This window comes from Enterococcus devriesei, from assembly GCF_001885905.1.
GTDB classification, from domain to species: Bacteria; Bacillota; Bacilli; order Lactobacillales; family Enterococcaceae; genus Enterococcus_A; species Enterococcus_A devriesei.
Map to the genome: position 1 here is coordinate 121964 of NZ_JXKM01000007.1, position 17577 is coordinate 139540.

At 40.4% G+C, this 17577-nt stretch carries 17 protein-coding genes; 10 read left to right on the top strand and 7 right to left on the bottom strand.

The window, feature by feature from the left end; genetic code table 11:
- Positions 1–117: 117 nt before the first annotated feature.
- Positions 118–1272, top strand: coding sequence for a CapA family protein (locus RV00_RS11035; RefSeq protein WP_071862666.1), 1155 nt, complete (start codon positions 118–120; stop codon positions 1270–1272).
- Between the two features lie 98 nt (positions 1273–1370).
- Here RV00_RS11035 and RV00_RS11040 read toward each other — a convergent pair whose 3' ends face one another.
- Both RV00_RS11040 and RV00_RS11045 read right to left on the bottom strand, forming a co-directional pair.
- Entirely contained in the window at positions 1371–3293 is a 1923-nt protein-coding gene (locus tag RV00_RS11040) for a BglG family transcription antiterminator (protein ID WP_071862667.1), read from the bottom strand.
- Positions 3294–3391: 98 nt separating this feature from the next.
- Positions 3392–5338 (bottom strand): PTS fructose transporter subunit IIABC, encoded by a 1947-nt coding sequence (locus tag RV00_RS11045; RefSeq protein ID WP_071862668.1) that lies wholly within the window; start codon positions 5336–5338, stop codon positions 3392–3394.
- A 238-nt stretch (positions 5339–5576) separates the two neighbouring features.
- On the opposite strand from RV00_RS11045, the gene RV00_RS11050 reads away from it, so the two are divergent.
- Positions 5577–5942 carry a bacteriocin immunity protein gene (locus RV00_RS11050; RefSeq protein WP_071862669.1) on the top strand — a complete coding sequence of 122 codons (366 nt, stop codon included), beginning with the start codon at positions 5577–5579 and terminating at the stop codon, positions 5940–5942.
- A 71-nt stretch (positions 5943–6013) separates the two neighbouring features.
- Here RV00_RS11050 and RV00_RS11055 read toward each other — a convergent pair whose 3' ends face one another.
- From RV00_RS11055 to RV00_RS11070, 4 genes are all read right to left on the bottom strand, one after another.
- Positions 6014–6856, bottom strand: coding sequence for an aldo/keto reductase (locus RV00_RS11055; protein ID WP_071862670.1), 843 nt, complete (start codon positions 6854–6856; stop codon positions 6014–6016).
- A gap of 118 nt (positions 6857–6974) precedes the next feature.
- Positions 6975–8000 carry an LLM class flavin-dependent oxidoreductase gene (locus RV00_RS11060; RefSeq protein ID WP_071862671.1) on the bottom strand — a complete coding sequence of 342 codons (1026 nt, stop codon included), beginning with the start codon at positions 7998–8000 and terminating at the stop codon, positions 6975–6977.
- Between the two features lie 113 nt (positions 8001–8113).
- Positions 8114–8668 (bottom strand): hypothetical protein, encoded by a 555-nt coding sequence (locus tag RV00_RS11065; protein ID WP_071862672.1) that lies wholly within the window; start codon positions 8666–8668, stop codon positions 8114–8116.
- Between the two features lie 93 nt (positions 8669–8761).
- Positions 8762–9094: a hypothetical protein gene (locus RV00_RS11070; protein WP_071862673.1), complete on the bottom strand. Its 333-nt coding sequence runs from the start codon at positions 9092–9094 to the stop codon at positions 8762–8764.
- A gap of 445 nt (positions 9095–9539) precedes the next feature.
- Between RV00_RS11070 and RV00_RS11075 the strand changes: the two genes are divergently transcribed.
- The 3 genes from RV00_RS11075 to RV00_RS11085 are packed head-to-tail and all read left to right on the top strand — an operon-like array spanning position 9540 to position 11633.
- Positions 9540–10472 carry a PLP-dependent cysteine synthase family protein gene (locus tag RV00_RS11075; RefSeq protein WP_071862674.1) on the top strand — a complete coding sequence of 311 codons (933 nt, stop codon included), beginning with the start codon at positions 9540–9542 and terminating at the stop codon, positions 10470–10472.
- A 38-nt stretch (positions 10473–10510) separates the two neighbouring features.
- Positions 10511–11167: a class I SAM-dependent methyltransferase gene (locus RV00_RS11080; RefSeq protein ID WP_071862675.1), complete on the top strand. Its 657-nt coding sequence runs from the start codon at positions 10511–10513 to the stop codon at positions 11165–11167.
- A gap of 1 nt (position 11168) precedes the next feature.
- The gene (locus RV00_RS11085) at positions 11169–11633 is read left to right on the top strand and encodes an S-ribosylhomocysteine lyase (RefSeq protein ID WP_071862676.1); all 465 of its coding nucleotides are present in this window, start codon (positions 11169–11171) and stop codon (positions 11631–11633) included.
- 396 nt (positions 11634–12029) lie between these two features.
- Here the strand turns inward: RV00_RS11085 and RV00_RS11090 are convergent, their stop codons facing one another.
- Positions 12030–13445: a PTS transporter subunit EIIC gene (locus tag RV00_RS11090; protein WP_071862677.1), complete on the bottom strand. Its 1416-nt coding sequence runs from the start codon at positions 13443–13445 to the stop codon at positions 12030–12032.
- A 159-nt stretch (positions 13446–13604) separates the two neighbouring features.
- Between RV00_RS11090 and RV00_RS11095 the strand changes: the two genes are divergently transcribed.
- The 5 genes from RV00_RS11095 (at position 13605) to RV00_RS11115 (ending at position 17562) form a co-directional block, all read left to right on the top strand.
- Positions 13605–14324, top strand: coding sequence for a GntR family transcriptional regulator (locus tag RV00_RS11095; protein ID WP_071862714.1), 720 nt, complete (start codon positions 13605–13607; stop codon positions 14322–14324).
- 8 nt (positions 14325–14332) lie between these two features.
- Positions 14333–15148, top strand: a complete 816-nt coding sequence (locus RV00_RS11100; protein WP_071862678.1) for a polysaccharide deacetylase family protein — start codon at positions 14333–14335, stop codon at positions 15146–15148.
- 918 nt (positions 15149–16066) lie between these two features.
- Positions 16067–16381, top strand: a complete 315-nt coding sequence (locus tag RV00_RS11105) for a YdcP family protein (RefSeq protein ID WP_000421280.1) — start codon at positions 16067–16069, stop codon at positions 16379–16381.
- A 20-nt stretch (positions 16382–16401) separates the two neighbouring features.
- A complete protein-coding gene (locus tag RV00_RS11110; RefSeq protein WP_001234189.1) occupies positions 16402–16779 on the top strand; it encodes a YdcP family protein in 378 nt (125 codons plus the stop codon).
- Positions 16780–16788: 9 nt separating this feature from the next.
- On the top strand, positions 16789–17562 hold the full coding sequence (locus RV00_RS11115; protein ID WP_000185760.1) for a Mom family adenine methylcarbamoylation protein: 774 nt from the start codon (positions 16789–16791) through the stop codon (positions 17560–17562).
- Positions 17563–17577: the final 15 nt, after the last annotated feature.

Below are 17577 nucleotides of genomic sequence, written 5' to 3' on the forward strand. Positions count from 1 at the left end.
TGTCTTTAATGGATTCAGGTTAAATGGAATGAAAATAATGGTATCGCTATCACGTGAAAACACGTAAAATGAATTTTGAGAGAAAAGGAACATTAGGTCTAAATCAAGGGGGATATTGTGAAAAAAATTTGGAGAGTCAGTTTGCTTGTTTTATTATTTCTAAGCGGCTGCAGCAGCAATGAGCCAGCTAAGGAGTCTCAGGAATCTTCAACATCAGTCTCAGAAACCAAAGCAGATCCGACAGTAAAAATAAACTTTTCAGCCGTGGGAGATAATCTAATTCATGATTTTATTTATGATCATTTGAGAAATTCGGATGGTACGTATCGTTTTGATGAGCTGTATCAGCCTACGAAATATTTGAATCAAGATCGAGATATTGCTTATATCAATCTGGAGACGATTTGTGCCGGTGAGGAATTAGGCTTATCAGGTTATCCGTTATTCAATGGTCCTACGCAAGTGTTAGATTCATTGCATCGCGCGGATTTCAATTGGATATCAGCTGCTAGTAATCACACCTTTGATCGAGGGGAAGCAGGAATCGTCAAACAACTGGAACATTTGGAAAAATATCCGGACATGACAGTGACCGGTTCGCAAAAATCGCCTGATGCACCTCGGATGCAGGTGAAGGAGGTCAAGGGAGTGAAGGTTGGTTTGATGTCCTATACCTTTGGTTTAAATGGGTTAGAGTTGCCGGCTGGCAAAGAATATTTAGTCAATTTGATTGATCCAGAGCAGATTAAAAAAGATATGGAACAACTGAATCAGCAAAGCGATGTCCAAGTGGTTAGTATGCATTGGGGCGAGGAGTATCAATTCAGTCCGAACGACGAACAGCGGCAGTTGGCGCAATTATTAAGCGATGCGGGGGTGGATGTCGTTGTGGGGGGACATCCTCACGTGATCCAGCCAATGGATTATCTAACTGGTGCAGCGGGAAATCAAACTTTAGTCATGTACTCGTTAGGGAATTTTATTTCTTCTCAAGCTGAAGCTGATCGAATGCTTGGTGGCATGGCCCGCTGGTCGTTGGAGTACGATAAAGAAACGCAGCAGGTTAACATTGCTGACGCGGAGTTTTGGCCGATGATCACTTATATCGGAAGTGACTATCAAACCTATCAGACTTACGCTTTGAAAGATTATACGGATGATTTGGCTCAGCAGCATGCGATCCACGTTAATCAAGGCCAAGATTTGTCACGGGAGTATTTTATCCGACGTACGAATGAGATCATGAATGATCAAGTGAAACTGGTGTATTAAAAAAAGAAAGCTAATAGGAGCTGGGATATTAATACAATCCCAGCTCCTATTTACGGATAAACGGTGGTCAAGAAGTAGCTTCTGTCCCAACCTCTTTTCTATTCATAACTAGATAAGAGGGTCAAGATTTCTAATGGTTGATCGGTTTCAAGAAGTTGATGCAGGCGCTCCGGCTGCTTTTCTAAGTAGCGAATAACGGAAAAGAGTTTTTTGAATTCGGCGTTTTTTAAGTCTTCTTTTTTAATGGCTAATAAGAAGACACAACGAATTTGTTCGCCGTGCCAAGTGACAGGCTGCTGCATCGTCGCAATCGAAATAGTGGAGGCCTTTACATACATTGGATTGCCGTGGGGCAGCGTGACAAAAGCCGCTACCCGCGTGCTGGAATGTTGATCTCGTTCAAGCACCGAGGCCACAAACTCCGGACAAACATAATCGTTTTCTACTAAGATAGTACTCATAAAGCTTAAAATCTCTGTTGGGTCCGTCAGCGCTAATTTAGGAAAAATCAAAAATGGATTTGTAAAGACTGACAAATCAAAGGACTTGATGCGCTTATTTGGAATATGCTCCAACATATATTTGTTTACCTGCGCCAAATCTGTTTCTGTGATCATGGGTGAGATCTCAATCACAGGAAGTTCATCATGTTGAACAGGCAGAGTCGTTAAAATAAAATCCACCGCTGGCAAATCCTCAAAGCGCATTTCGGGACTGTACTCGATCAGATCGAGGATCGTCAGCTCCGGCAGTTCGCGATTCAGTCGAGCCTCTAAAAAGGTCGCCATGCCGCGGGAGTATTCACTGACTAAAATCGTTTGGTAGTTCCGCGTTTTTTTGTGCTGATGCCGTTCGATCGCCGCTTGGAAGTGGATCGTTAAATAAGCGATTTCATCCTGTGGGACATAAAAAGCTTCCGCTTCAAAATAGTCTTCTAAAATAAGCTGTAAAACTAAAAATAATTGCGTATAAGTACTGAAGACATTTTCCGTCAGCGGATTTGAAATTGCTAAACCATAGTTCAAGCGAAAATAAGTCGAAGACAAGTGGGAAATAAGATTTTGGGCCAGTAGCTGATCGTCTGCTAACGAATAATCCAAAAATTGTTGGACCTGATCAATCAAGTGAGCGGCAAGTTCTTGGGATTCGTTTTCGAAGCGGTCAGCAGCTTGTGACACTGAAAAAAGATTCGCGATCCGCAGGGCTAAATAATTGATCTCATCCGGTGAGAATTCAATTGGGTAAACGGTAGCTAATTTTGCAAGAACTTGGCTGCTGATCGTTTGGGCTTGGGTATGATTGACGGCGCGATTTTCATCCTCGCTGAGTGTAACTTTTTGTCCTTGTTTCATCCGTTCTAGCATGAAATAAATATGGACTTCGATACTGGATAGCTCCGCTGGTGGTTCCAGTTGATTTTCTAAGATCACGTCTCGCAAAGTAGACTGAATCACTTTTACGGTGTCTTGAGCGAAAAATTCTGTCAATGACGTACTTTTAGGATCGGCTTTTTGCATATCCCGTAAGATTTTAACCAGTACTTGTCTTTTTTTCGTTTCATCGCCAGTGACGAAGGTCCCTAGTCGTGTTTTAGAAACCAATTGCAGGTGGTGTTGTCTAAAGAAGGCTTCAAGGGTCGTTAGTTCTTTTTGAATCGTTCGGCGGCTGACGAATAACTTTTCCGCTAATTCGTCGAGGCTGATTCCATCCTTCGCGACTAATAAATGAAAAACCAGCATCCGCTGAAGCTGATCGTTGTCGGTGTCTAATGCTGATGGATCATTCAGCGATTGTTTCAGCAGTTCCTTTTCATGAGGCAGTCCAGACAATAAAATACCGGTTCCTTTTTTTCGCTGAATCGCTAAGGGCAGCTGCGTCTCCGTTAAAAAGGCTTCGATTTTATTTAGATCACTATGGATCGTTCGTTCGGAAACGTTGAAGGAATCTGCTAGCGCTTTTGTGGTGATATAACTATTGCTTTCGATTAATTGATAAATAAGCGACTTTTGACGCTGATTCATACAAGGCGGCTCCTTTCTAAATACATTTATGTTGAATAAAAAAACGACTGTGAAAACATATCTATTATGTCTCATCACAGTCGTTTTTTCATCTTATGTTACATTTCGCTTAGTAATTGATTAATGGCCTGTTTATCTGGCGCTTCCAGTAGTGCTTGACGGAAGTCGTCATCCATCAATTTGCGAGAAAGGCGTTGCAGAATCTTCAAGTGCATATCGCCGCGGCTGTTTTCTGGAACAGCGATCATGAAGATCAATTTGGCTGCTTCACCATCTAATGAATGCCAGTCAATTCCCGCTTGGCTTCTAGCAAAAGCTAAGGTTGGTTTCACGACTGAGGCCGATTTTCCATGAGGAATCGCGATACCCATGCCGATGCCGGTGGTGCTTTCACTTTCACGAGCATAGATGGCTTGTTTAAATTCTTCCACGTTCGTGATTGCTTTGTCCTTTACTAAACGTTGGATCAAGTCGTCGATCACACCCGCTTGGGTTGTTTTGGCTGTGTCTAAAGCAATCGTTTCATCAGAGATAATATCAGTAATTGAGTCGAAAGTTTCTGTTGTCGCTTGCGCTTCAACCGGTTGTTCTTCTTTTTCATCTGTAATCGTCATTGCGCCGTGCGGGGTTGCCACAACAGCAGTGGCTTCTAAAGTTGGTTTCAAAACTTTCAGCATGAAGACCGTCACCGCAATCCCAGCAGCTACAGCGACAAAGAACATCGCCACGTGATCAACTGCACCTAAGACAGCCACGATCGGTCCGCCATGAGCAACGTGGTCCGTTACGCCAGAAAGCATCGCAACCACACTACCAGTCATCGCGCCAGCGACGATACTTGGAATGACCCGCAATGGATCAGTTGAGGCAAAAGGAATTGCACCTTCTGTGATACCGAACAAGCCCATTGCTAATGATGCTTTTCCTGCTTCACGTTCTGCTTTAGTGAATTTCGTTTTTAAAATCAATGAAGCCAAACCAAGTGCCAATGGCGGTACACAGATAGCGACTGCGATTGGTCCCATGATTGAATAATTACCTTCCGCGATCAAGCCAGAGCCGAATAGGAAAGCCACTTTGTTGAAAGGTCCACCCATATCGAAGGCGATCATTGCGCCTAAAATCATTGCTAAAACAATTTCACTGCTGCCTTGCATCCCGGCTAAGAAGTGAGTCAATGAGCTAAATAATAACGCAACTGGTTCACCGACAACATAAATAAAGATAAAGCCGACAGCTAATGAAGCCAAGATCGGAATCACAATGATCGGCATGATCGATTGCAAGGCTTTTGGTACAGGCAGCTTTTTGATTCCAACCGCAATCAAACCGGCTAAGAAACCAGTAATAATCCCACCTAAGAAACCGGCATTGGCATCACTGCCGTACAACGCGCCGTTCGCTGCCAACATTCCGCCAACAAAACCCGGAACCAGTCCTGGACGATCAGCGATACTTTGTGCAATAAAGGCTGAAAGGACTGGGACCATTAAGCCCATCGCGATCCCGCCGATGCTGTTCATGGTTGCCCAAATCGTTCCTTCGGGAATCTGAATCCCAGAAGGTGTGGCGGTTCCGCCAAGTGTTAATGAAATCGCGATCAATAGTCCGCCCGTCACAACGAAAGGAACCATGTAAGAAACACCATTCATCAAGCTCTTGTAGATTTTTTTCCCGAAGCTTTCTGATTCGCTTCCGCCGTCTGAAGCCCCTGCGATACTCGCGCCTTCTGCGATCGGCGCTTTGCCGGTTAAAATGTCTTCGACTAACTTAGTCGATTGATGGATGCCTTCTTGGACACCAACAGTCACTAACGGCTTTCCACCGAAACGAGATTTATCGACTTTGGTATCGGCTGCGATAATGACTCCTTCCGCTTCTTGAATATCTTTAGCAGTCAATTCATTTTCCACACCGATTGATCCGTGGGTTTCTACTTTGACTTCTACACCAAGTTCTTTTCCAGCTTTTTCTAAGTTTTCCGCCGCCATGTACGTGTGAGCGATTCCAACTGGACAAGAGGTGATGGCTACAATTTTTTTCATTTACTTTCCGCCTTTCTTTCTACGTTTTGTAGTATATCGAAACGCTGTCATGACATTAAGTACAAAATAATTCAGAAATAACGGAAATTTGTGAAATAAATTGCAATCGTTTGGTTTAAAAATGAAATTAAGTGCAGTCCTTCAGCCTTAATCGAATGAATTTGAACAACTGACGATTTCTATTTTATTTCTTGCTTCTTTGGCGTAGAATAGGGCTGTAAAAGGGGGAGGTTTGGCTATGAAAAGGGAAGAAACAATCAAAAGCGATCCACAAAGACGAGCCCAAGAGCTGATTCACGATTTGTACAATCGTCTGATTCAGCGAGCGAATCCGCAACCGAAACTAGTTGAAATCAATGAAGTATTATTGCAGGTTTACCAAACACTGGAAACGGAAAAAAATCCGGAGCCACTAATCAATCGCTTAGTAAATTATATATATCGTGTCGGATTTGATAATAGGATTCGGTTTGATCGAGAGGAAGAGTCGTTGATTATTGAATTAGGCACGATCGCTAATCGTGCAGGTTTGAATGGCGTGTATCGTTCAGCTGCCGGCGACAAATCACAGTTTTATCCATTGTTTAACAAGAAATCCTATTAAGTATGATAACTGCTGGAAACGAACTGTATAAAAAAAACGCGGCCGAGGCCGCGTTTCTTGTGTATTTCTAGTTATTTTCTACTCAATGAGTTTTTCAACATTTCTTCGTCGTTAGGGTCACCGGAGCCACGTTGATTTTTATCGATCGAAGCGATTAGTGACATTTCTTCATCGGTTAAAGTGAAATCAAAGACATCGATGTTTTGCGCGATCCGGTTCGCATGAACAGATTTTGGAATTACGATGATATCTCGTTGCAAATGCCAATGTAAGATGACTTGTGCCACACTTTTATTGTGGGCTTCAGCGATCTTCTTCAAAACAGGATCTTCTAAAACATTGCTTTTGCCCTGTCCAAGCGGGCCCCAAGCTTCATGGGCGATGTCCAAGCTCTTCAAGTAGTCATTCATTTCTTTTTGTTGGAAGTAAGGATGCGTCTCAAGTTGGTCAACGGCTGGTTTTACTTTCGCAGTCGTCAATAATTTTTCCATATGGGGTTTTTCAAAGTTTGAGACCCCGATGGATTTGATCAAGCCATCGTTATAAAGGCTTTCCATTGCCCGCCATTTTTCGTTGTAGCCTTCACTTGGCCAATGAATCAAATAGAGATCCAAGTAATCAGTTTGTAATTTTTTCAAGGACTCATGGAAAGCGGCGATTGTTTCATCATAGGTCGTATTGCTATTCCACACTTTTGAGGTGATGAACAGATCTTCACGTTTTACGTCGCTTTCAGCCAATGCCTCACCAAGCCATGCCTCATTATGGTAGATCGTTGCGGTATCAAAGTGACGGTAGCCATTTTTTAAAGCGGCGTCGACAGCTTGTTTTAAGTCGTTAGCATCTTCAACTTTAAACACGCCTAATCCTAATTGAGGAATCGTTTGTCCGTTGTTCAACTTCAACTGTTCCATAAATAAAAACCTCCTAATAGTAGTTACACTAAAAGTATAACCCTATGTGGGTCGAATCGAAAAAAATTTGTTTGGGAAAAAAAGCTAGCCTGAAAAACAGGCTAGCTTAATGACTCTATTATCTCCAACCTAAGTCAGGAGCAATATCTTTCACGATCGTTTCTAGTAAATGCATATTGTATTCGACGCCTAAGGTATTCGGAATCGTCACAAGCACGGTATCTGCTTCTTTAATCGCTTCATCCTCAGCTAAATCTTTGACGATTTTATCAGGTTCGCCGGCAAAGGTTTTCCCGAAGATCGTTGGGTTTTGATGATAAGCAAGGAAGCCGACTTGATCGTAATTTGCGTCTTCGTCTTGGTGACCGAATAATTGACGATCAATATCTGTCGTAATGGGTTGGATCGAACGAGTGACTAATGTCCGCGGTTCAAAATCAAGTCCCGCTTCTTTCCATGCTTCTTTGTAAGCCCGTAATTGTTTGGCTTGTTGTACATGGAAAGGTTCATTGGTTTCATAGTTCACCAACGTTGATGATTGTAAATTCATTCCGTGTTGAGCAGCCCAGATCGCTGTTTGAGTCGAGCCAGCACCCCACCAAATCCGTTGACGCAAACCTTCTGAATAAGGTTCAAGTCGTAATTTTCCAGGCGCTTGGGGGAACATTGGTTGTGGATTTTGCTCAGCAAAACGTTCGCCTTCAAGTAATTTCAAAAATTCAAGCGTCCGCTCACGGGTAATATCTTTGATCTCGTCTTCGCTATAGTCATAGCCAAAATATTTCCAGCCATCTAGGACTTGTTCAGGTGAACCACGGCCCACGCCTAATTCCACTCGTCCTTGGGTAATAATATCCGTTAATCCAGCATTTTCAGCCATCATATAAGGATTTTCATAACGCATATCGATTAAGCCAGTACCAATTTCAATCTTGCTGGTTTTGGCACCGATTGCTGATAGCAATGGGAAAGGAGAACCAATTTGATCGGCGAAATGATGCACGCGGTAATACGCACCGTCGATACCAATTTTTTCTGCTTCGACTGCCAAGTCGATAGATTGCAAATAAGCGTCTTGGGCAGTTTTAACGAGTGAACCTTGATCCATCCAATGACCAAAACTTAAAAAGCCAATTTTTTTCATGCTAAAGAACCTCCTTAAATCTCTTAATATACTTACTATTAATAAGTTAAATAGATTCTACTACGTTCTATTTTTAAAAGCGAATAATTGTTCTCGGAGAAGCTACTTCAGTCTTAAACAAAGCTTTCCAAAATTTCGGTCGCTACTCGTTCAAAGGATTCATCATAATCGATCATCAACTGTTTCAAAGGTTCAACTAAGCTGACTTTTCGGCCTTGGCTTTGAACCTCCAGTAATAATTCTTCGCCATTTAGTCGGAAGTCAACAAATACTTCATCATCAATAGTTGTTTCTAAATAATCGATCAGGGATTCAAAATAGCCCTCAGCCAACGGATCGGCGATTTCGGTTAAGACATGGGCCATCAGCTCTTCCACTTCAGTATTTTGGTAGAGCAGAAAATGTTTACTGACAAAGGCCGAATTATAAACATTCTTAATTTTGAAATCTAAAAATTGTAAATAGTCCTCTGTGTCACCGACTTTTTCCAACGTATCGAAGACATTACGTAAAACCGCCAACAACGCTTCGTCAAGGACAGCATCAAAGCCTTCTTTCGGATAAGCTTGTTCAATTACTTTTTCTTCTTCGAAAAAGCTCGCTTGGATCTTTTCAAAGTAGCAGTCCGCTGACTGATCCTTTACAAAGAAACTGATTTGCATTCCCATTCTTTCACCTCGTCTGATCATAAATATCACGGCATTGAACAAATAGACTCATGAACTGCCTAGCCATTCATGAGTCTAAATTCTATTAAAATGCTAATTATTATTAACAATCTTTTGGATTGTTTCTGCTAGATGGCGAATCACATTCGGCGCACTTTTACGAAAATCGGCGCTAAACGAACCGGACAAGCTGTCGACCGTGCCGACTTCTTTGTTCATGATATCAAAAAATGCCAACGTTTGATCTTCCGGCTGCCATTTCACCTTCCAATAAGGCCCTTCAAGATCGCCGTCGAGAATTTGCTGGGCATTATCAAGTACCGCTTGACGAATCACTTCTTCTTCCGTGATCGTTTCGCCTTTTTCAAGGAAATAATTTAATTTTTGATCGACCTCAAACATATTTTCAGGGACTAGTGAGTACATTTTTGTTCTTCCTTTCTCGCAATTTTTACGAGTTTCTCTTTCCTTAGTTATACTTAAAGTTAAACAAATCTGCAAAGAAAAAACCTTTTGAAAGCCAGTTTTCGAGTCATTTAGTCAGATAAATTAACAATTTGATGAGTGTTTTCTTTGACTTTGACCGAGGATCTATGATAGTTTTTTTAAAACATTGAAATTGTTCGATATTTTTTTGGAGGGTTAGACATGACATTCAGCAAATCCGTTGTATTTGAATCTTGCTGTTGTTGTATGGTGCTAAAAAGCAGCATACCACTTTGTCATGCCTGTTAACCGCCCAAATTTTACTTATTGTTGATTGCCAGAGGTACCCTTAATGGGAATATTTGGTTTTAAACGAGTGAAAAGGTGCTGATTAATAGTCAGCGCCTTTTTTGTTTTCTAAAAATTGACTAAAGGAGTTCAGCTAATGATTATTCGTTCTATTCAAGCAGCGATCGGAAATACGCCGCTACTAAAATTTACTCACCAAGAATTCAAGGAAATCCCTGAAGCTTCCGCTGTCTACGCCAAGCTGGAATATTTGAACCCGGGAGGGAGTATCAAAGACCGTTTAGGCAGCTATTTGTTAGCAGAAGGTTTCGCTCAAAAGAAAATCACGCAAAATACTACCATTATTGAACCGACCGCTGGGAATACGGGGATCGGACTAGCGCTGGCGGCCCTAGCAGCCGGGCTTTCGACTATTTTTGTTGTACCGGAAAAATTTAGTTTAGAAAAGCAAGCGTTGATGCAAGCCTTAGGTGCTAAAATCATCCACACACCAACGGAAGAGGGGATTCAAGGAGCGATTCTCGAAGCGAAAAGACTTCATCAGGAGCTTGATGATAGTTATTTGCCGCTGCAATTTGAAAATCCAGCCAATCCAGCCGCCTATTATCACTCATTGGCGCCAGAATTGGTTGCGGATTTAGGTGCGGAGATTACCAGTTTTGTCGCGGGAATCGGCAGCGGCGGTACCTTTAGCGGTGTGGCCCGCTATTTATTGGAACAAAATCCCGCGATTCGTTTGATTGGAGTGGAACCTGAAGGATCGATCTTAAATGGCGGGCCAAGTCATAGTCATGAAGTTGAAGGCATTGGCGTCGAGTTCGTCCCGCCTTTTTTCGCGGAGCTGCCGATCACTGCTTTTGCAACTATCAGTGACACCGCCGCTTTTGCAATGACTCGGCAATTAGCGAAACAGCATGGGTTACTAGTGGGAAGCTCTTCTGGTGCTGCTTTGGTAGCGGCATTGGCAGAAGCGGCAAAATTACCTGCTGGCAGTCAGGTAGTCACCCTTTTTCCTGATGCTGGAGATCGCTATTTATCCAAAGCTATTTACTCACGAGAAGACTATTAAGCTGAAAAAATATAAATTAAGAAAGAAGGAAACATAAGATGGGATTAGAATTTATGCCGATTTTTGAAAACTGGGCGGCTGACTATGACGACGAGATCAATGGCGGAAATCCAGAATATCAAGCAGTTTTTCTGAATTATTGGGAAAGCCTCTCTGTAATTACCGCTGCTGCAGGATCAAGTATCTTAGAATTTGGCAGTGGCACAGGGAATCTGACCGAAAAGCTCGTTGCTGCTGGAAAGCAAGTCTACCCGGTAGAGCCTTCACCGGAAATGCGGGCAATCGCAAGGGAAAAAACATTGCTGAAAGATGTTACTTTCTTGCCAGGAGACATGGAGCATTTTGAAAAGCCTTTAGCGTCGATTGATACGATCGTCTCAAACTTGGTTTTTCATCATCTGACCGCCGCTGAAAAAGAACAAGTGATCAAGCAATACAATCAGCTGCTGCCGATTGGCGGGAAAATCATCTTTGGGGACACGATGTTTTTATCTCAAGCAAGTTATGATAAAATTCTAGCAGCGGTGAAATCAGCGGGGCTTGAAAATTTGGCGGCTGATTTAGAACGGGAGTATTACCCGTTGATCCCGGAAGTAGAAGCGTATTTTAGCGACAATGGCTTCCAAACAACTTATCAGCAAATGAATCGCTTTGTTTGGATCGTCAGTGCAGAAAAAATAATGGAGGCAGAATAAGATGAAAATGAACGTTGAAAGTTTTAATTTAGACCACACGAAAGTTGAGGCGCCGTATATTCGAGTAGCCGATAAAAAAATCGGACCAAATGGCGATGTGATCGTGAAATACGATGTACGCTTAAAACAGCCAAACCAAGATCATATGGAAATGGCTGCTTTGCACTCATTGGAGCATTTGACCGCCGAATTGATTCGTAATCATGCGGATTACATCGTGGACTGGTCACCGATGGGCTGCCAAACAGGTTTTTATTTAACCGTATTAAACCATGAAGACCGAGAAGAAATCATGGATGTTTTAGAAGCGACGATGAAAGACGTGTTAGTCGCTACTGAAGTACCCGCCAGCAATCCTGTTCAATGCGGCTGGGCAGCCAACCACACATTGAGTGGTGCACAAGCTTTAGCGGAGGAATTTTTAAGCAAACGTGCCGAATGGGGCAATGTTTTTGCTGGGGAATAAGCGAAGAGATTAGAATAGGAGCTAGGGCGATGTATGTCTTGGCTCTTATTTGATTTTATAGAGCCTATACCTTTACCTGCTTACTAGAAGGTTAAGGTGTTAACAAGCAAATTAATTTAGTTCAGTGAGTGATCAGCATCTTTTGTACTTCAAGAAAAAATTTAATTGAAATCTATACCAAAAAGCGATTTGAATCTGTAAGCAGACTTTATTAGAAGTAATCAAATCAAGTCCGAAGTACCTTATGCTTTACTATTTTAGCCAAAAACGTAAGGATTCCCTGAATTTAAAAAGACTCTGGGACAGCTGCAAAAAGCAGTGGAAGTCTCAGAGTCTTATTTGTTTTAAAACTGTTTTTTTTTGTCTTTATTTAGCTGCAGCTATTTGATGATTGTTTTATACTTCTTCATCAGTAGACTTCATTTGATCATTATAACCAAACAACCAAGTTAAGCCGAAAGATAAAACGAACGTTCCGATATGTGTGACTAAGTAGCTATAGAAGTTCGAGTCAATCCCAGTTTTAGGATTGATGAATGAAGCAAAACCAACGACCGCACCAGCGAAACCAAAGTTGACTAAGTGCAGAGCTCCAGCAAGTGCACCACCGATGATATTCGCAAAAGTAACAATATAAAATACTCGTTTGTATTTTAATAAAATCCCATAAATAGCTGGTTCACCAACACCACAGATTTGAGAAATTGTTGCAGCGAATCCAAGCTGTTTAAGATTTTTTTTCTTAGTTTTTATAGCGACTGCAAAAGCTGCACCTGCGATCCCCATCATCAAAACTGATGAAAAAGCATTCATCATGCTATAACCATTAACCGTTAAGTCATTGACAATGATTGGGATCAGTGGCCAATGCATACCAAAAACTACCAAAATTGGGAAGAGTGCACAATAAACAGCGCCGCCAATGATGGCGTTGAAATCAAAGATTCCTGTGATTCCAGCAGCAAGGCCATCACTGATAAATGTAATTACTGGACCAACAATCAATAATACCAAGAAACTTAGAATAAGGATTTCAACGATTGGAGATACAATCGAGCTTACTACAGAAGGAATCATTTTTTTCAATGCTTTTTCGATATATCTTCCCATCCATGCAGCTACTAGAATTGGGAAAACAGAAGCAACGTAGTTCATAACAGGAAAATGGATTCCTAGAAGTGAGACATAAGGAGTTTTTCCGGAAGCGATCTCAACAATAGCTGGATGAATCAGAATGCCTCCGACAACAGCGATAACGATCGGATTCGAGTTCAATTTTTGTGCAGCGGTGAATCCTAAAATAACTGGCAAGAAATGGAAGATACCATCTGCAATAGTATTAACTAACATATACATTTGAGAAGCATCTGTCATCCAACCAAAAGTGACGAAAGCTGCTAGTAATCCTTTCACAATACCAGCGCCTGCTAAAATACCAATAACTGGAATCATTGATCCAGTAATGATTCCGATAAATTCATTAATACCATGTTGAAGTTTGTGTCCAAAGCCTTCAGATGATTCTTTCGTAGGTTCTACAACTATTTTTTTGGAACTTGTATTATTCAAACCCAGTTCGGCGGTGACTGCTTGGTACATATCGCCAACTTTATTTCCAACAACAACTTGATATTGACCTTGTGCTTTAACGACACTAATCACGCCTGTCATTTTTTCGATCTCTTTTGTATCCGCTTTCGATTCGTCGTTTAAGTAAAATCTCAAACGAGTAATACAATGAATGACATTGTTGATATTGCCTTTTCCGCCAACTTTTTCAATAAGATCAGTTGCAAAAGTTTCATAAGCCATTTTTCTCTTCTCCTTTTTTGTATTAACCGGTTGTCCAAATTATATATTTGTTTAAACATATTGTCAATTATATGTTTAAACAAATAATAAAGATATGTTTAAACTTATTCGTCATATTGGTGTTATACTAAAAAAGAAGTGGAGGTTGAGTAAGTGTCTATGAATAAATTTGAAACGATCTATACAGTGTTGAAGGCAGAAATCATAGAAGGAATTTATAATGATACGATGATTCTGCCGACAGAGATGTCGCTGACAGAACGTTTTGGAACTAGTAGAAATACAATTCGCAGAGCGATTCAAGTATTGAATGATGAAGGCCTTGTTTATAGCGTGAAGGGAAGAGGCGTGGTGATTTTAGAAAGCACTAAGATCGATCAAATGTTTTTCAGAGTTGGAAATTTTCAAGGATTGAAGGCACTTTCTTCAGTTAAAAATGTTGAAACACAAACAAGAGTCAATCGTTTTGAAGAATTGACTGTTAGTGAAACTTTGTCTGCGATAATTTCTTTTCCAGTGGGGGAAAGAGTTTATCATGTTGAGCGAGTCCGAGTTATCAACGGAAAAGCTATGATGTATGACTCCAGCTATTTTAAGAAGAGTATCGTGATCGACCTGACTGCAGAAATCGCTGAACAGTCAATCTATGATTACATAGAACAACAACTTGATTTTAAAATCGCTGCATCAAAAACGGTGCTGAAAACTGAGACAGCGACTACTAATGATTTCGAACTTTTAGATTTAGGAAATAATAATTGTGTTGGTGAACTAGAAAATGTCGTGTACACAGATAAGGGCAAATTATTTGAGCATACGAAAATCCGTTATATTCCAAACGAATACGCTTTAGTCGCATTTGAACAAAGAAAGTGTTAGGTGAAAAAATGAAACCAATTAATTTAACGTTTCCAGAAGGACGGACGAAAGCAGTCACTTTAAGCTATGATGACGGCAAAGTATCTGACCGGGAAATGATTACGATTATGAATAAATATGGGCTTAAAGGGACATTTAATATTTCCTATGGAACACTTGGAAAAAAAGGAAAGCATTTAGATTACCTTCCTGCTGAAGAAGTGGGAGAACTTTATCAAGGCCATGAAGTTGCTTGCCATACTTATGACCATGAAACTTTGACGCGTTTGCCGAAGCATGAAATGATCGCTGAAATCTTAAAGAATCGCGAAGGACTAGAAAAATTAGTAGATTATCCTATCCGCGGATTCGCCTATCCGATGGGCGTGTTTAATGAGGAGGTAAAAAAAATACTGACTGTATGCGGTATTGAGTATGCAAGAACAACGATGCATACTCAGCGGTACGACTTGCCTCGAGACCTATTAGAATGGTCTGCTACTTGTCATCATCAAGATGGTTTGTTAGAAAAGACCGATGCTTTCCTTGCGCGAAATCGTCCCAGTGTGTTAGATCTATTTTATGTTTGGGGTCATAGTTATGAATTCGTTGAAAATAATAATTGGGAACTTTTTACCAGCTTTTGTCAAAAAGTATCTGGTAAACAAGAAATTTGGTTTGCAACAAATATTGAGATCGTTGATTATCTAGCAGCGTTTCAACGCTTGATTTTTTCAGCAGACAGTAGTTTCGTTATCAATCCTTCAATGACTGATATCTCGTTATTAGTTGATGGTAGTCGACAAATTATTGCTAAAGCGGGCGGGAAAACACGGTTAGATTGATCGGCTGTTAACTGTTCGAGGAGTAGAGTTACTTTAAATTGATAATATATACTCGCTTAGTAGCCGCAACTTTGTTTAACAAAGTTGCGGCATAAAAGCCACTATGGATTTTATATCGAGCCTCCTAAAATGGATCAAATTTAGCAGATTAATCTAGTGAAAAGTTAGTTGTCTTATGCACTCTAAACTTCTTCAGCAATAGATTTGATCAACGTAATCTTTACTCATTGCAGTTTTGACGTTAAGAGATTGCCTTTCCGTATAGAAGCAAAGCCACATTGAGGACTTGATGCTAAACGGTCAAAGTCAACGTATATTGCTACCTCATTGATGCGTGTGTTGATGTCGAGTAATTTTTTTTAATACATCTCCAGCCTCTCCTCCCGTTCAAAGTGATCTGTATCAATGAATTAAAGTGAAAGATAGACGGAAATGTCGCGAGGAGATCAAGCAAAAGATAAATGGGCTTGCTCATCCTTACATGCAATGAAGTGAATTCATAAAATAACCCCACCAAAAAATGGTGGGGTTATTTTATCTTAGTGAAAGTAATTTTTTCAACAGAAAAAAGTTATTAAATTAGCGGCAACACTTCAACTTAATTTAATATGCTATTCCCACTCTGTTTTAAGGGTATGGCATATAAGCGAAAATGCTGTAATATCAAGGATTTTGGAAACGTATAAAATCGAATAAATTATATTTAAAAAAATAAAAAGTGCAATAAAAGTGCAGTATTTGCACCTAAGCAGACCTGATTAAATTCGAAATGGAATTCTAAACTCAATATTCATTTAAATGATAGACGTTCATAATGAGCGTCTATTTTTTATGCTTTGAAAGGTTGTGATACTAACAAATTTTTAAATGAATAAAGTAAGCCAAAAATATTTTATGTGAGAAAGGAACGATACACTTATGGAATTAAAATATGTCATTCCCAATATGGAAAAAACATTTGGTCAATTAGAATATGCTGGTGAAGGGAATATTGAACAACGTCGAGTCAATGGCAGACCAACTATTCTCTCTCGTAGCTACAATTTATACTCAACGATTCAACGAGCAGATGATATTGTTGTCATTCTTCCCTCCGAAGCTGGCGAGAAACATTTTGAATCCGACGAAAAAGTCAGACTCATCAACCCACGTATTACCGCAGAAGGTTATAAAATTGGCAATAGAGGATTTACCAATTACATTATGCACGCAGACGATATGGTGAAAGCTTAAGAAAGGAAAGGTGAAAAAATATGAGATTAGCAGAAGGTATTGTGATTGAAAAAGACCAGACATTTGGCACATTGAAATTTTCCGCTTTACGTCGTGAGGTTCGTATTCAAAATGAAGATGGTTCGGTTTCCGAAGAAATTAAAGAACGTACCTATGACTTAAAATCAAAAGGACAAGGACGCATGATACAAGTCAGTATCCCCGCTTCTGTTCCTTTGAAAGAATTTGACTACAACGCAGAAGTGGAATTAATCAATCCTGTGGCAGATACCGTAGCGACGGCTACTTTTCGAGGGGCAGACGTTGATTGGTACGTGAAAGCAGACGATCTTGTATTAAAAGGACAGACAAAACCTCATCAGAAATATAAAAAAGAAGCGTCCGAAAGTGAAAAATAGGTGTTGCTTATGACAAACACACCATTGATTTTGAAAGAAATTCCGAAAGATGAAGCCATTTCTTTTATTCGGCAATACCATTATTCAAAGATACTCCCTAGATTGTGTAAATACTTTCTAGGGATTTTTTCAGAAGAAAAATTATTAGGCGTTGTGGAATTAGGCTGGGGTACGCAACCCCTACAAACCATACGCAAACTCTTTCCCGACAGTTCCCTTCAAACCACAGATTATTTAGAAATTGGAAAGATGTGTTTTCTTCCAGAAATGAATCAAACCAATTATTTTGGCAGTCAAGCTCTTTCAGCTCTAATTAAGTGGTTGAAAGAACATACGGACTGTCATTTTTTATATACATTGGCAGATGGAATTGAGGGAAAATGTGGCTATGTCTATCAAGCGTCCAACTTCTTTTACTGCGGGTATTTCAAGACAAGTGTCTATCGTGATAAACAGTCATGGGAAAAGATACACCCTCGAAGTGCTCGCCTTTTATTAGAGGAAAATGCTCGTTTTGAACAGGTAGAGAAAAAGCATTGGCTTTCCCAGGCATTTTGCGAATACAAAGGGATTGAGAAAATCAATGGACGCATGTTTCGCTATCTCTATCCGTTGACAAAAGAAGCGAAAAAACTGTTAGGACACACGCTCTATCGACGTCATTATTATCCGAAAGAAAAAGATTTACGCTTTGAAAAGCGAATCGCTTATCGGAAATATGAAGCCATTTCTCAACCAACTTTTGATAAACAGGCTCGTATCTACAATACACAATTATTTTGATAGATGGAAAGGAGG